Origin of the sequence: Actimicrobium antarcticum (genome assembly GCF_039536745.1) — a bacterium.
Classification (GTDB): Bacteria; Pseudomonadota; Gammaproteobacteria; order Burkholderiales; family Burkholderiaceae_D; genus Actimicrobium; species Actimicrobium antarcticum.
The window spans coordinates 21,125-35,440 of the sequence record NZ_BAAAZE010000007.1 but is presented as its reverse complement, the minus strand read 5'-3'; the positions used below and the strand labels follow the sequence as shown (position 1 = coordinate 35,440).

The following is a 14,316-nucleotide window of genomic DNA, read 5'->3' as shown; positions in this document are numbered from 1 at the left end:
TGATCATGAATTGCGTTATCGGGACGATGCGAACCACAGGCATGGCGCTGATGCTGGCCGCTGCTGCAAACGTATCAGCGGCTGGCTCCTGCAAAGGCACGATTTTTCTGACCTTCGATACCGGCAGTCAGTCGCAGGCGGACTTCATTGCCGCAACCCTCAAGCGACATCACGCAAAAGCGACTTTTTTCCTGGCAAATGAAAAGACCGTCAACGGTGACTTTTCGCTCGATCCTGCATGGGCACCGTACTGGAAAGCCCGAGTTGCCGAAGGCCACGCATTCGGCACGCATACCTTTGATCACGTTTATGTGCAGCGCGATTTGCCCGATGGACGTATCGAGATGAAGCCGCAATTCGGCGCGTCAGCCGGCAAAAAAGTCAGCTGGACTAGCCGCCAATACTGCGACGAACTCAACCGTGTCGCCAGCCGTTTCCATGAACTCACCGGCAGCAAGCTCGACACCTTGTGGCGCGCTCCCGGTGGCAAGCTCACACCCAACTTGCGCGCTGCCGGCGCCGCCTGCGGCTATGCCCATGTCGGCTGGGCACCGGCAGGATTCTCGGGCGATGAATTGCCGAGCCAGACCTGGCCGAATGCCAAGTTGTTGCAACAGGCACTGACCGGCCTGAAGGATGGCGATATCCTGATGGCGCATCTGGGGATCTGGTCGCGTCAGGACCCGTGGGCACCAGCAGTGCTGGAGCCATTGCTCAGCGGTCTCGAACAAAAAGGGTTTTGCTTTGCGACGCTGCGTGACCATCCGCTGTATCGCCAGCATCTGCGCACCCCGGAGTCAGCATCATGATTGCCACCCTCGTCGATCTGTTCGGGCAAGCCCAGGGCTGGCTGTTCCAGAGCGTCATCGAACCCGTCATCTACATGACCGGGCTCGGTGAGTTCACCGAGCAGGCGTTCGAAGGCACCGAGTGGTTGCTGATCGGCGTGCTCGAATTGCTGTTGTTGTTCGTGCTGTTGCGTCCGCTCGAAGCCTTGATCCCGGCGCAGGTGATGACCGACAAACGCGCCCGCTGGACCGATTTTTTGTATACCGCGATCCATCGCCTTGGTGCCTTCACGGTAGTCGTGTTCTTCATACTCGATCCGCTGATGGACCACCTGACCGGCCTGCTGCATCTGGAAGGTGTCCGTCCGATCAACCTCGATGGCCTCTGGCCCGGCGTGACCAATTTGCCGCTGGTGACCTTTTTGCTCTACCTGATCGTGCTGGATTTTTTCGATTACTGGTATCACCGTGGCGAACATCAGGTCAACTGGTGGTGGGGCCTGCATGGCCTGCATCACAGCCAGCAGAACATGAATCTGTGGAGCGATAACCGGAATCACCTGCTGGATGATTTCATGCGTGATATCTACATGGCGGTGATCGCGCTGGCCATCGGCGTGCCACCCGGCCAGTACGTGCTGCTGGTGGCGGCCTCGCGCATCCTGCAAAGCCTGCAACATGCGAATGTCAAACTGCATTTCGGCTGGCTGGGCGAGCGGCTGCTGGTCTCGCCGCGCTATCACCGGCTGCATCACGAAATCGGCGTCGGCCATGAAAGTGCCGGCAAAGGCACACTCGGCGGACACAACTTTGCCGTGTTGTTTCCGGTGTGGGACATCCTGTTTCGTACCGCAAATTTCAGCAAAACATTCGGCCCGACCGGTATTCGTGACCAGCTTCCGGCACCTGCCGGTATCGGCCGGGACTACGGTCGCGGATTCTGGGCGCAGCAATGGCTCGGCCTGAAGCGCATGACCGGCTTCGACAGACCGACGACCTGATGCATCCTGTCCTGGCGTCTTTTTTCCGTGCGGTCTGGTCGCAATTGCATGCACGAATGCTGTTGCTGACGCTGATGCCATTCCTGCTGTCGGTGGTGATCTGGGGTGTCGTGCTGTGGCTGGGCTTTCAGCCGCTGATCGATTGGGTGCACAGCTGGTTTCTGGACAACGACGGCTTTCGCATCGTCGGCAATGTGCTTGGCTGGTTCGGTCTGGGCGCGATCAAAACCGTGATCGTGCCGTTGCTGGCGATGTGGGTGTTGCTGCCGCTGATGATACTGACTGCGCTGGTGTTCATCGGCACCCTGGCGATGCCGGTCATCGTCAAGCACGTGGCCAGCCGACGCTTCCCGACGCTGGAGCAGCGCGGTAGCGGATCGATCCTCGGCAGTCTGTGGATTGCGTTCTCGTCATTCTGTATCTTCCTGTTGTTGTGGCTGGTGACCTTGCCGTTATCGGCGATTCCGCCATTGGGATTTTTGGTGCAGCCCGTCTTGTGGGGCTGGCTGACCTACCGCGTGCTGGCCTACGATGCGCTGTCGGCGCATGCGGACACGATCGAATTACACGCCATCCTGCGCGACCACAAATGGCCGCTGCTGCTGATCGGGGCAATCACCGGCGCGATGGGTGCAATGCCGACCTTGCTGTGGCTGGGCGGTGCGCTCTCGGTGGTGTTTTTTCCGGTGCTGGCGGCGCTGTCGATCTGGCTGTACGTGCTGGTGTTCGTCTTCACCGGCCTGTGGTTCCAGCATTACTGCCTGGCTGCGCTGACACGTCAGCGCCTGGCTACTTCCCATTCCACTTCGACCATCCAACCGGACTGACACCATGGCCATCGGACTCATTATCATCGGCGACGAAATCCTTTCCGGAAAACGTGCTGACAAACATTTTCCCAAAGTCGTCGAGCTGCTTTCGGCGCGTGGCCTGCAACTCGGCTGGGCCGAATATGTCGGCGACGAACGCAGCCGCATTTCCGCCACGCTGGCACGCACGATGGCTACCGGCGATATCGTCTTTTCGTGCGGCGGCATCGGTGCGACCCCGGATGACCATACCCGCCAGTGCGCTTCGGCCGCATTCGGTACGCCACTGGTCCAGCATCCCGAAGCCAAGGCACTGATCGAGCAACGGATGATCGACATGGCCCGCGAAAGTGGTACCGAACTGAACCTGTCGGCACCGGAAAACCTGCATCGCCTGCACATGGGCGAATTCCCGGCAGGGTCGTCCATCATCCCGAATCCGTTTAACCAGATCCCCGGCTTTTCATTATTGACCGGTGACGGCGGCGCGCATTATTTCGTACCGGGCTTTCCGGTCATGGCATGGCCGATGATTGAATGGGTGCTCGACACGCATTACAGCCACCTGTTCCATCAGGTGCCGCGTCTGGAAAAAGCTGCGTTGGTCTATGGCTCGATGGAGTCGACACTCACGCCGTTGATGGAGCAAATCGAAAACGATTATCCGCTGGTGAAAGTGTTCAGCTTGCCCAGCGTTGGTGATGCCAACACGCGTCGGCACATCGAACTCGGCGTCAAGGGCGAACCGGAGCAGGCGACCAGCGCATTCGCACGGATGTTAGCGGCGCTTGACCAGATGTCGGTCGAGTATGTCCTGACGGATTCGGCGAGGTAATGAAAAACGTGGTGGCCAGTGTCGCTAAAAACGCCGCTGCAAGCATGACTGCAAACGCGCCTACAAGTTAACGTCAAGCTGGTGCTCCATCACAAATCGCTGCATCACCGGTTGCGTTGCCCGGGCCGGAATTTCTACCAGCGCTGTCGCCCGCTGTCGTGCAACCTCATCACATCGCGCCTTGAATGCGGGTGATGCCATATCCAGGCCGCACGCAGCCGCCTCCTCCATCAATCCATCAAGATCATTTGCGGCTTTCTCGATGGCGCTGTCCAGCTTGACGGCTGCCTGCGCATGGGCTGCCGTCATCCCGTCTTTGTCCCAGCGATTGAGCAGGGTGCGCATCAGCGGCGAGCCTGCCAGGAATTTCCGGAATGCGCGATCGTTAGCCTGTTGTTCTCCGGGTGGCAGACCCTCGTTCGAGATTTTGCGTCTGGCGATGTCCTTGTCCTCGTCTGTCAGGGCTGCGCAGCGGGGATAAAGCATGGTCCTGATGTGTACCGGAAGAGCATGTTTTTTGCCAAAGGCCGTGAGGTAGGCCAGCTTGACTTCAACCTCGTCGGTAAATCCGGGAGTGCCTGCTTTTCTGTTGGCTTCCTCCTCCAGTACCTGCAAGCGATATTGCCCCTTGAATTGATCGATGGCTTTTTGTGGGTCCTGGTCGTAGACGCCATTACGGATGTCGACCTCCAGTTTCCTGTCGTTGCACATCGTCTCCATATCCATGAAGCGCAAGGCGACGCGGTCCCCGCAGGTTTCGATGGCATCGGAAGCCAGGTTGAAGCAAGCGCCGCGCAATTGCGCATCGTCCTGCATCCGCTCGAGTAATGTCACGACGCGCTGTTGTGTGGCCTGTTTCAATTCCGTCGACCCTTTGCTGTAATCGCTGGTTTCGCGCACACGTGAAAGAAATTCAGTGAAGCAGGAGGCGTGTGTTTCAGTACGAAACTGGTGCCAGTTGTCCACCTGCACGGCAGTCGCCCTGCCGTTGGCTTCGTTGCGCCAGAAATTGACCTGTTCTGCCAAAGGGCGTGTGCTGCTGTAGTTGTTCGGCATTGTTATCCCGGGACCCGCATAGCCAGGTTGCCCGAGTGCGGCTCGCAAGTCCTCTACGTGTGAGAACGGAATGCTCCTCAGGTCGATGGCCACCCTACAGGTTTGAGGTAGTTCCAGTAATCCTGCCGGCAGTGCCTGTAGCGGAGTGCTCGCCAGGTTGAGTTCGCGCAGCATCGGTTTCGCGCCCAGCGCAGGCAATGTTCCCATGCTGGCGCAGTCCGAAAGATTGAAAAATCTCAGCTTGGTGCAAGCTGACAAGTCAGGTCCCACAAGCAGGCCGTGGCATTTAGCCATCTCAAGCGTATCGAGATCCTTGCACAGTTCCAGATTGGGGGCGGTCTCCAGACTGCGACAATTAGTAAGGTTAAGCAGTTTGAGATTCGTGCAGCTGGCTAACCCCGGCGGCGAGCGTAAATTTTTGCAATTCTGCAGATCCAGACCGATCAGGTTTTTGCAGGCTGTCAAATCAGGCGGATGGGTCAGGCCTTCACAATTGACCAGGTCCAGCCGCTGCAGTTTGGCTGGAAAGGGGGGAAGTCGGGTAATGGTTGAATAGCTATACAAACTCAGGGAAGTTTGTGTCGGGTCCTTCACGAAATTGGTGATGCGTTTGGCAACAGCGCGACGCTCTGCCGACTCTCCCGGCGGACCTTGTTCCGCCCACTCGTGCAGCACTGCCCAGTCTGGCCGGCGTTTCAATTTCAGCGGCAGGAAGGTGCGCTTGCCAGAACTACCCGTGTCCGTGACATTGTTGCCAGTCGGGGTAGGGCGATGACCCCGGATCTCGAATTGCGTAAATGGAATGGATATTTTCATGTTGGGCGCAAAACAGTTGGATTTTTCGTTGCAAGGAACGATACCAACATGGGTAGTCGTGCCAGGAAGATGGTTCCTTTCCATTTGTGCTGCCGTCCATTACTGCGCCGCGCCGGCCTTGCTCAGGACTCCATCAAGCCTTCGCGCCGGATAAATTCGATCACCTTCTCGACGCCATCGCCGCTGCGCAAATTGGTGAACACGAATGGCCGTTCGCCACGCATGCGTTTGGCATCGGTCGCCATGACATCGAGGTTGGCGCCGACATACGGGGCGAGGTCGGTCTTGTTGATGATCAGCAGGTCCGAACGCGTGATGCCGGGGCCGCCCTTGCGCGGGATTTTTTCACCGCCGGCGACGTCGATCACGTAAATCGTCAGATCGGAGAGTTCCGGGCTGAAGGTCGCGGCCAGGTTGTCGCCACCGGACTCGATCAGGATCAGATCGAGGTCCGGAAATTCGGCGCTCATGCGGGCGATGGCTTCGAGATTGATCGAGGCATCTTCGCGAATGGCGGTATGCGGACAGCCGCCAGTTTCGACACCCATCAGGCGTTCTGCCGGCAGCGCATCGGCGCGCAGCAGGATCTCCATGTCTTCCTTGGTGTAGATGTCGTTGGTGATGACGGCCATGTCGTACTGGTCGCGCATGCGCTTGCAGAGCAGTTCGCACAAGGCTGTTTTGCCGGAGCCGACGGGGCCGCCGATACCGACGCGTAAAGGATTGGAAGTAGTCATGATCAATTCAGTAGGGGGTTAAGAGAGAACGGAGAGAACGCACAACGTACGCGATGGTCACGCTCACGACCGGTACAACCGGCTGTACTGCACTTCATGCAGCATCGACAGCAACGACAATCCCGGCGACCAGCTCGACAGGTCGTCATCGGCCAGCGTGCTGACTGCTGCAGCCGCCAGCGCCAGTTCCGGTTGCAGCGACAACAGCAAACGCTGTCCCGCAACCTGCCCGAGCGGCACTGACTTCACGCACACCAGCACCTGATTCTCGGCCCACGAAAACAGCATCCCGAGTAACGCAGCGTCTGCCGGGACTGCCAGCGCAACCGCGGCATACGCATACGCCGTCGGCAACGGAATTTCCGGCTGCGCCTGCAAAATGGCCAGCAAGCCGCCGTCATCGATCTGCAAATCGGCCATCAGTTTGCCCAGCGAATAGCCCATCTGGATCGTCTCGGCGCGAAACTCGGCGGTGTCGCGCGCAGCGATGAATTGCTCGGTCCAGCGCGCGACAGCCGCATCGTCACGCGCAGAAAATGCCTGCAGCAAGCGCCACACGATCGGTGCTTCGAAGCGCGCGACCACATGATGCAAGGTGTCGACGATCCACGCGCGTGCGCTGGCGGCATCAGTCACGATGCCGCTTTCCATCGCTGCTTCCAGCCCTTGCGAATAGCTGTACGCGCCGATTGGCAACGAGGGACTTGCCAGTTGCAGCAAGTGGAGCAGGGCTGTGGCCTGCATGCTAGCTGGCCTTGTCGGTGGTTTTGTCGATGGCTTTGTCGACCACCTGCGCCGGCCGGTGGATGCGCTGGCGCAGCGGAATCGGCGCCAGCGGATTGCCGTCGTCACGGTGTGAATGCCCGCCACCATAGGCGCCGGATTCCGGCTCGAACGGTGCCAGTTCTTCGGTCACGTTCGCGCCCAATCCCTGCAGCATTTCCTTCAACACCGGATCAGCACGAATCCGCAGGAAGCCATCGCCAACTTGCGCCTGCGTGTGCCGGTTACCGAGATGGAAAGCACAACGCAGCAAGTCGTGCGCTGTCGGGCAATCGACACGGCAGGTCGCTTCGGGAGACGCGGTAATTTTGACGACGCGGCCATCGTCACCGCGCAGCAAATCGCCATCGCGCAGCACGGTGCCGCGCACCGTGAAGACGGCGACGATTTCACCGCTGGCGAGGGTGGCGCGCAAGCGGCTTTTTTCGCGCAGTTCGAAGGGCAGGATCAGCTCGCCATCGATCTGGTCGGCATGGTCAATGCGGGAGTTAAGAGTCAGCATGAGTGGCTTCAGGTCAGAATAAAAAGTAGCGCTGCGCCATCGGCAGAACCTTGGCCGGTTCACACACCAGCAGTTCGCCATCGGCACGCACTTCATAGGTTTCGGAGTCGACTTCCATGGTCGGCGTGGCGCCGTTATGGATCATGTCGGACTTGCGCAGGTGACGCATGTTCTTGACGGCAAAGAGCGTCTTGTTCAACTTCAGCGTGTCGCCGATGCCGTCATCCATTGCCGCTTGCGAGACGAACGTGAAGGAGGTTTTCAGGCCACCGCCATACGCGCCAAACATCTTGCGGTAATGCACCGGCTGCGGTGTCGGGATCGACGCATTCGGGTCGCCCATCAGCGCGGCGGCGATCATGCCGCCTTTTAAAATCATCGATGGCTTGACGCCGAAAAACGCCGGTTTCCACAGCACCAGATCGGCCAGTTTGCCGACTTCGATCGACCCGACCAGATGACTGATGCCATGCGTGATCGCCGGGTTGATCGTGTACTTGGCGATGTAGCGCCTGACCCGGAAATTGTCGTTGCGGCTGCTGTCTTCTTTCAGCGCGCCGCGCTGGATTTTCATTTTGTGCGCGCTTTGCCAAGTGCGCAAAATCACTTCGCCAACCCGGCCCATCGCCTGCGAATCCGATGACATCATGCTGATCGCGCCGAGGTCGTGCAGGATGTCTTCGGCCGCTATTGTCTCGCGCCGGATGCGTGATTCGGCAAAGGCGATGTCTTCGGCGATCGCCGGGTCGAGGTGGTGGCAGACCATCAGCATGTCGAGATGTTCATCGAGCGTGTTGACGGTGTACGGTCGGGTCGGATTGGTGGACGACGGCAGTACATTGGCCTGGCCCACTGCGGCGATGATGTCCGGCGCATGGCCGCCACCGGCACCTTCGGTATGGAAGGTGTGGATGGTGCGATCCTTGAAAGCCGCCAGCGTGTGTTCCAGAAAGCCGGCTTCGTTCAGGGTGTCGGTATGGATCGCGACCTGCACATCCATGCGGTCGGCGACGCTCATGCAATTGTCGATGGCGGCGGGCGTAGTGCCCCAGTCCTCGTGCAATTTCAGGCCGATCGCGCCGGCGCGGATCTGTTCTTCGAGCGGCACCGGCAGGCTGACATTGCCCTTGCCCAGAAATCCCAGGTTCATCGGGAAGGCATCGGCAGCCGACAGCATCGCGTGCAGATGCCACGGTCCCGGCGTACAGGTCGTGGCCGAGGTGCCGGCAGCCGGCCCGGTGCCGCCGCCCAGCATCGTCGTCACGCCCGACATCAGCGCGTCGTCGATCTGCTGCGGACAAATGAAATGGATGTGCGAATCCACGCCGCCGGCAGTGACGATCATGCCTTCACCGGCGATGATTTCGGTGGCGCCGCCGATGGCCATCGTCACATTCGGCTGGATGTCCGGATTGCCGGCCTTGCCGATGGCGGCGATGCGGCCGTTCTTCAGGCCGATGTCGGCCTTGACGATGCCCCAGTGGTCGATGATGACCGCGTTGGTGATGACGGTATCCATCACGTCGGCGTGATTGCGTTGCGACTGGCCCATGCCGTCGCGGATCACCTTGCCGCCGCCGAACTTGACTTCTTCGCCATAGGTGGCGAAGTCCTTTTCGATCTCGATGAACAACTCGGTATCGGCCAGGCGCACACGGTCGCCGGTGGTGGGGCCGAACATCTCGGCGTAGGCCTTGCGGCTCATCGAACTCAGTGGTGAGCTCATTTTAGTGCTCCCATGACTTTGGCATTGAAGCCATACACCTCGCGCGACCCGGCCAGGTCGACCAGTTCGACCGTGCGTTGCTGGCCCGGCTCGAAGCGAATCGCGGTGCCGGCCGCGATATTGAGGCGCATGCCGTAGGCCGCGTCGCGGTCGAATTGCAGCGCCGGATTGGTCTCGAAAAAATGGAAGTGCGAGCCGACCTGGATGGGCCGGTCGCCGCTGTTGGCAATCACGATGCTGGCCGTGCGGCGACCGACATTGAGGGCGATCTCGCCGGGTTCGATCAGCATTTCACCTGGAATCATGGCGGCCTCTGTGGTCTATGGGATGGGTTGATGAACGGTGACCAGCTTGGTGCCGTCCGGGAAAGTGGCTTCGACCTGGATGTCGGGGATCATCTCGGCGATGCCGTCCATCACGTCGGCGCGGGTCAGGATGCGGGTGCCGGCGGACATCAGTTCGGCCACGGTGCGGCCATCGCGTGCACCTTCCATGATGGCCGCGCTGATCAGCGCAATGGCTTCCGGATAATTCAGTTTGACGCCGCGCGCCATGCGCCGTTCGGCCAGCAGGGCGGCAGTAAAAATCAGCAGCTTGTCTTTTTCTCGGGGAGTCAGGTCCATGGGTTTGCCTAGTTAAAAGTTCAGGTATTCCAGATGCGCGGGATGACGCCGTCGCGCGCCAGCAGCAGCGGGCGCAAGGCCTGCCAGGCCTGCATCATCAGACTGCGGGCGACTTCGCTGGAGTCGCCCAGATGGCGTACGACGAGGATGGTTTTTGTTTGTGTCACGCCGGCCAGCGGGCCAAGTGCCTCGCGCAGCGCAGTCAGTGCGGTGGGTGACAGCGTGGTGCCGGCGGCCAGCAGCGTGGCGCAGACAGTTTTTCCGGCCAGGCCCAGCGGGCTGTGCATGACAGCGTCAGCGCCATCGATACGACCCTGCTCGAACCAGATCAGCTTGCCGTCTCGACGGATCGTGTTGCGCTGGCGGACGATGCCGCGGTTGAATCGTTCGCCCGAGGCAGTGCGGCCAAAGCACAGGATGTCGCAACCGATATAGGTCGCGTCACCCTGCAGGTCGATCGCGCTGTCGAGCACAACATGAGCGTCATTGAAAAAGATGGTTTCTTGCGGCAGCCATTCCATTGATGCGCCTGCCGCCACCTCCAGGCGCACGGTCTGGCCGGAGACATGACCATTGGCGCGATACCACTTGGCCGCGCCGGGGGTGCAGATGAACGCGGCGGCATCGACGCCCACCTGCACATTGATTGAGAGCTGGTCGCCACCGACCACGCCGCCGGGCGGATGCACGACGATGGCATGGCAGACCGACGGATGCTCGGGATACAGCGCTTTTTGCACCCGCAACGGCCCGACATGGCTGCGCTCGACCAGGCGGGTGGTGCCTGCATCGTTGGCGAAGCCGAGCGAGAGCCGCGCCTGCCAGTGGTTGCGCAGCAGCGACTGTGCAATCGGAGTGAGTCCGGTCATCAGGTGCAAGCCACGTGGCGTGATTTCAGTTGGGTCGAACGTAACATGGTGCCCTGTGGAGATACATTGGTTGAAGAGTGCGGGGGAGGGTGACCGATGGTTGCAGAACGGGTAGCAGTATATGTGCCAACTACGGTGCCAACCGCGGTGCCAACACCGATGCCACCCCGGCAATGTCCATCGCTGACGCCATGCCTGATGTCAGTGCAGCGATGCGTTTTGCTGGTGCATCCGGTCACGACTTCCTTATTCTTGTGCTTGTATGCACTGCCGCAGTGCAATGCCCGATCCATAGCGTGACAATCCACAGCGGCTGCCGTCAATCCATTGTTATGATGGAGCCCTTTTTCTGCTCCGGGCTCGCCACACATGTTCGATTTCCTCTTCAAGCGCAAGCCAAAAAAATCCGCTCCGTCAGTTCCTGCTCCGGTGATAGCCCAGACATCACCACCGCCAACCGCCGCACGCGACGCAGCGCTTGCCCTTGCCCGGACCTTGCAACAGGATGAAGCGGCCAGCATCGCGTTTTTGCTCACCTGCGACTTTGCCGACGCCCGGCTAACAGCTGCGCAAACGGTGCAGTCGGTCGCCGGCTTGCACACCGTGCTGGCCGCCATGCGCAATACCGATCGCCGCGTTGCAAAGCTAATGCAGACCCGACTTGATGTGCTGGAGTCGCAGCGCAAGTTGCAGGTGCTGGCCAGCGCCTGCATCGCCGATGCGTCGCACGTGCTGGCCGACACCCGCCTGACACCGAATCAGGTCAGTGAGCTCGATCGTCGTTGGCAGGCCCTGACCGCCGTGCCGGAATCGGTGCAGCAGGAGTTTGATGCGATCCGTACCGCGCTGGCTGACCGTCTGGTCGCGCAAGCCACCCTGCAGCGCAGCGCGATGGATGCACTGGCGCGCTTGCGCGCCTTGCCCGCGCAGGCAGCCCAATTCACACCTGATGCACTGCGTCTTGTGCTGACCTCGCTCGATGCCGACATCGCCGGTTATCAGCAATCACCCGAGGTCAGCGCGCTACCGAAGCAGTTGCTCGCGCAGTGCGAACAGGCGGCACGGGAACTGCGCTCCTCCTTGTCTGCCATCGAACAACAACATGCTGCGCGCGCCAGTCGCTGCAGCTTGCTCGACGAATGGGAAGCCGCGCCAGCCGAGTCGCTGCAACAAGCGGTACTGCGACGCAGCTGGAACGGCTTGCCAGCCTTCACCGATCCTGAGCAGCTGGTCGAGCAACGTTTTGCTGCGCTACTTGCGCAGGTCGTGGCCGCGCAGCCAGTCATCGAGCCAGCCGCGCAACCTGTTAAATCCGCCACTCCGAGCGCCTCCGCAATTCCCGAATCGGAACAAAAACGCATCTTTCTGGCCGCGCTGCAGGCGATGGAGCAGGCCCTCGACGAGGGTTCGCTGCAAGTTGCCGCCGAAGCCGACAAACGAGTTCGTGCACTCAACCTCGCCACCTTGCGCCTGACCGATGCGCAAGGTGCGCAGCTGTCGCGCTTGCGGGCCGAATTGGGACGACTGCAGGGCTGGGCACGCTGGGGCGGCAACGTCTCGCGGGAAGAATTGCAAAAAGCTGCCGAGGCATTGCCCGCGCAAGAACTCGCCATCGGCGAGCTGGCCAAAAAAATCGGCAGCCTGCGCGAGCGCTGGAAGTCGCTTGACCTGTCTGCTGGCCCGGCGCCCAAAGAACTCTGGCACGGTTTTGACACCGCCTGCACCAGCGCCTACGCGCCGGTCGCCGAGCACTTCGGCAAGCTGGCCGAAGAGCGCCAGAAAAATCTGGCGTTGGCCGCAGAGCTGGTTGCCGGCATTCATCTTCAGGCCGATGCACTCGCCGCGTCCGCCGAGCCGGACTGGAAAGTCGTGGCGTTGTCCTGCCAGCGTCACGTGCAATCCTGGCAGAAGCTCGGTCCGACCGAGCGCAAGGAAAAGAAAAAACTGGATACCGCCTTCAATGACGCGATGCAGCGTTTGCGCGAGCCGCTCAGCGTGGTGCGCGCCGCTGAAATCGCGCTGCGCGAACAGCTCATTGGCGATGCGGCCAGCCTGTCGGCGACCGATCGCGGCGCTCTCGACACATTGCGCGCATTGCAGGAACGCTGGCAGGAATGCGCCCGCGGGTTGCCGCTGGAACGCAACGACGAGCAGGCGCTGTGGGTGCGTTTTCGGGCGGCTTGCGATGCCGCCTTTGCCAAGCGCAAGGAAGCTGCGGCCGGTGCCGATGCGGAGCGGCAGCAGAATCTGCAGACGCGTGAAGCTCTGTGTATCGTGCTGGAAAGCGCCGGCGCAGAGCCTGTTTCCGACGCTGCCGGTCTGCTGCGCGAGACCGCAGCTGCCTGGGGTCGTGCCGGTGCCGTGCCACGTGCCGCCGAGGAGGCACTGGAAGCACGTTATCGCGCTGCCTCCGCAGTTGTGCAGCGTCAGATCGATGCCGTCAGACATCGCCGGGACAACGCCGCGCAATTGGCGCTCCAGGCTAAATTAGAACTCTGCCAGCAACTCGAAACCGCAGTGGCAAACGGCGAAGATACATCGGGTATCGCGCAAATGGCTGGGCAATGGCAAGCGCTTCCGGCGCTGGCCGCGCCGCTCGAACGTGTCCTTGGTCAGCGCTTTGAACAGGCCCGGATCGCCGCAGCCAACGCTGATGATGCGTATGCCGCCACTTTGTCCGCTAACCGTGACGTGCTCGCGCTGGAATTGCTGCGCTTCGAGATTCTGTTGTCGCTCGATAGCCCCGCCGGACTGGCGCGTGAGCGGTTGCGGTTGCAGGTAGACGTCTTGCAGGCATCGCTGAAATCAGGGCAAAAAGTGGTAACCGGGCAGGCTGGCGTGCTGCTCCTGTGCGGATTGCCGGCGCTTGTCGATGCGGGAATGGCAGCGCGTTTCCAGCGGGTGCTTGAGAAGCTGGTCGCCGGCTAGTCGGCGTGCCGCGAGGTCTTGCTTTTCGGTAAGATGCCGGTTGCAAATGACAATGCCCCGAGGCTTGCGCGCGGGGCATTGCATGCTTACTGAGGCAGAGTGCCGGCTTGAGGGCTGAGCCCGATCGACGGATTGCGCCGTTACGCGCGCATCAGCGTCTCTGAAAACAAGACGCACTGCGCGGTCCCGGGCAATATTGCATCGACAGCAATTACCCTTCGTCGAAATTACTTTTTGGTCGCTGGCAGGGTCGTGCTTTTTTCAGCAACCACAGCGACGGTCTTCATCGCTTCATCCATATTGCTTTCGATCTTGGCCACGACCTGCTTGGTGGACGCAGTCGCTTTCTCGTACCCGGCGTTGGCATTGCCAAGTGCCGTTTTGAACATGGCGACCATGTTTTCAGAACCGGCTGGTGCCGCACGGCTCATCTCGTCCATCAGCGTTGCAGCGTTGCGCTTCGCATCGGCGACTTGCGATTCGGTAATTTTGGTGATTTCAGCCTGGACTTCGGAGGCAATGCTGGCGACGCCGCGGACATAGGCCATGGCTTTTTCCGAGCCGGGCTTGGATTGTGCCGTGCTCAACGAAAAGAATTCCTGCGGGCTCTTTGCCGAGGCCAGGGTTTTTATCGTCTGGCTCGACTCATCCATGGCGCTGCGGGCTACCGAGAGATTCAGTTCAACGAGCTTTTCAACGCCTGCAAATGCTTTTTGCGTCAAGGTGGACATCATTAAAAATTGGGATTCGAACGCCGATTTTGTCGCAGCCGAAAATTGTTCTGGTGTAGAAAACATGATTTCTCCTGGTGGATAGATGTGTTCTGCCTTAAAGGTAGTAGCG

Annotated in this window: 14 protein-coding genes; 5 read left to right on the top strand and 9 right to left on the bottom strand. The window is 60.3% G+C overall.

Annotated elements, in window-relative coordinates; genetic code table 11:
- The first annotated feature begins 41 nt into the window (after positions 1-41).
- The 4 genes from ABD720_RS06415 to ABD720_RS06400 are packed head-to-tail and all read left to right on the top strand — an operon-like array spanning position 42 to position 3,433.
- Positions 42-809, top strand: a complete 768-nt coding sequence (locus ABD720_RS06415) for a polysaccharide deacetylase family protein (RefSeq protein WP_344762700.1) — start codon at positions 42-44, stop codon at positions 807-809.
- On the top strand, positions 806-1,789 hold the full coding sequence (locus ABD720_RS06410; RefSeq protein ID WP_344762435.1) for a sterol desaturase family protein: 984 nt from the start codon (positions 806-808) through the stop codon (positions 1,787-1,789). Before ABD720_RS06415 ends, ABD720_RS06410 begins: the two co-directional genes overlap by 4 nt.
- Entirely contained in the window at positions 1,789-2,616 is an 828-nt protein-coding gene (locus ABD720_RS06405) for an EI24 domain-containing protein (RefSeq protein WP_344762434.1), read from the top strand. Before ABD720_RS06410 ends, ABD720_RS06405 begins: the two co-directional genes overlap by 1 nt.
- Positions 2,617-2,620: 4 nt before the next feature.
- Positions 2,621-3,433 (top strand): competence/damage-inducible protein A, encoded by an 813-nt coding sequence (locus ABD720_RS06400; RefSeq protein ID WP_344762433.1) that lies wholly within the window; start codon positions 2,621-2,623, stop codon positions 3,431-3,433.
- Positions 3,434-3,493: 60 nt separating this feature from the next.
- Here ABD720_RS06400 and ABD720_RS06395 read toward each other — a convergent pair whose 3' ends face one another.
- The 8 genes from ABD720_RS06395 to ABD720_RS06360 form a co-directional block, all read right to left on the bottom strand.
- Positions 3,494-5,305 carry an NEL-type E3 ubiquitin ligase domain-containing protein gene (locus ABD720_RS06395; protein ID WP_344762432.1) on the bottom strand — a complete coding sequence of 604 codons (1,812 nt, stop codon included), beginning with the start codon at positions 5,303-5,305 and terminating at the stop codon, positions 3,494-3,496.
- A gap of 122 nt (positions 5,306-5,427) precedes the next feature.
- Positions 5,428-6,048, bottom strand: a complete 621-nt coding sequence (ureG, locus tag ABD720_RS06390; RefSeq protein ID WP_344762431.1) for an urease accessory protein UreG — start codon at positions 6,046-6,048, stop codon at positions 5,428-5,430.
- A 57-nt stretch (positions 6,049-6,105) separates the two neighbouring features.
- Complete coding sequence (locus ABD720_RS06385) at positions 6,106-6,786, bottom strand: urease accessory protein UreF (RefSeq protein WP_344762430.1); 681 nt, start codon at positions 6,784-6,786, stop codon at positions 6,106-6,108.
- Between the two features lies 1 nt (position 6,787).
- The gene (gene ureE / locus ABD720_RS06380; RefSeq protein ID WP_344762429.1) at positions 6,788-7,327 is read right to left on the bottom strand and encodes an urease accessory protein UreE; all 540 of its coding nucleotides are present in this window, start codon (positions 7,325-7,327) and stop codon (positions 6,788-6,790) included.
- Between the two features lie 13 nt (positions 7,328-7,340).
- On the bottom strand, positions 7,341-9,041 hold the full coding sequence (gene ureC / locus ABD720_RS06375) for an urease subunit alpha (protein ID WP_344762699.1): 1,701 nt from the start codon (positions 9,039-9,041) through the stop codon (positions 7,341-7,343).
- 8 nt (positions 9,042-9,049) lie between these two features.
- Positions 9,050-9,358 carry an urease subunit beta gene (locus tag ABD720_RS06370; RefSeq protein WP_344762428.1) on the bottom strand — a complete coding sequence of 103 codons (309 nt, stop codon included), beginning with the start codon at positions 9,356-9,358 and terminating at the stop codon, positions 9,050-9,052.
- Between the two features lie 15 nt (positions 9,359-9,373).
- Positions 9,374-9,676: an urease subunit gamma gene (locus ABD720_RS06365; protein WP_322124785.1), complete on the bottom strand. Its 303-nt coding sequence runs from the start codon at positions 9,674-9,676 to the stop codon at positions 9,374-9,376.
- Positions 9,677-9,696: 20 nt separating this feature from the next.
- Entirely contained in the window at positions 9,697-10,545 is an 849-nt protein-coding gene (locus ABD720_RS06360; protein WP_344762427.1) for an urease accessory protein UreD, read from the bottom strand.
- Between the two features lie 369 nt (positions 10,546-10,914).
- On the opposite strand from ABD720_RS06360, the gene ABD720_RS06355 reads away from it, so the two are divergent.
- Positions 10,915-13,473 (top strand): DUF349 domain-containing protein, encoded by a 2,559-nt coding sequence (locus tag ABD720_RS06355; RefSeq protein ID WP_344762426.1) that lies wholly within the window; start codon positions 10,915-10,917, stop codon positions 13,471-13,473.
- A gap of 227 nt (positions 13,474-13,700) precedes the next feature.
- Here ABD720_RS06355 and phaP read toward each other — a convergent pair whose 3' ends face one another.
- A complete protein-coding gene (gene phaP, locus ABD720_RS06350; protein WP_344762425.1) occupies positions 13,701-14,270 on the bottom strand; it encodes a TIGR01841 family phasin in 570 nt (189 codons plus the stop codon).
- Positions 14,271-14,316 lie beyond the last annotated feature (46 nt).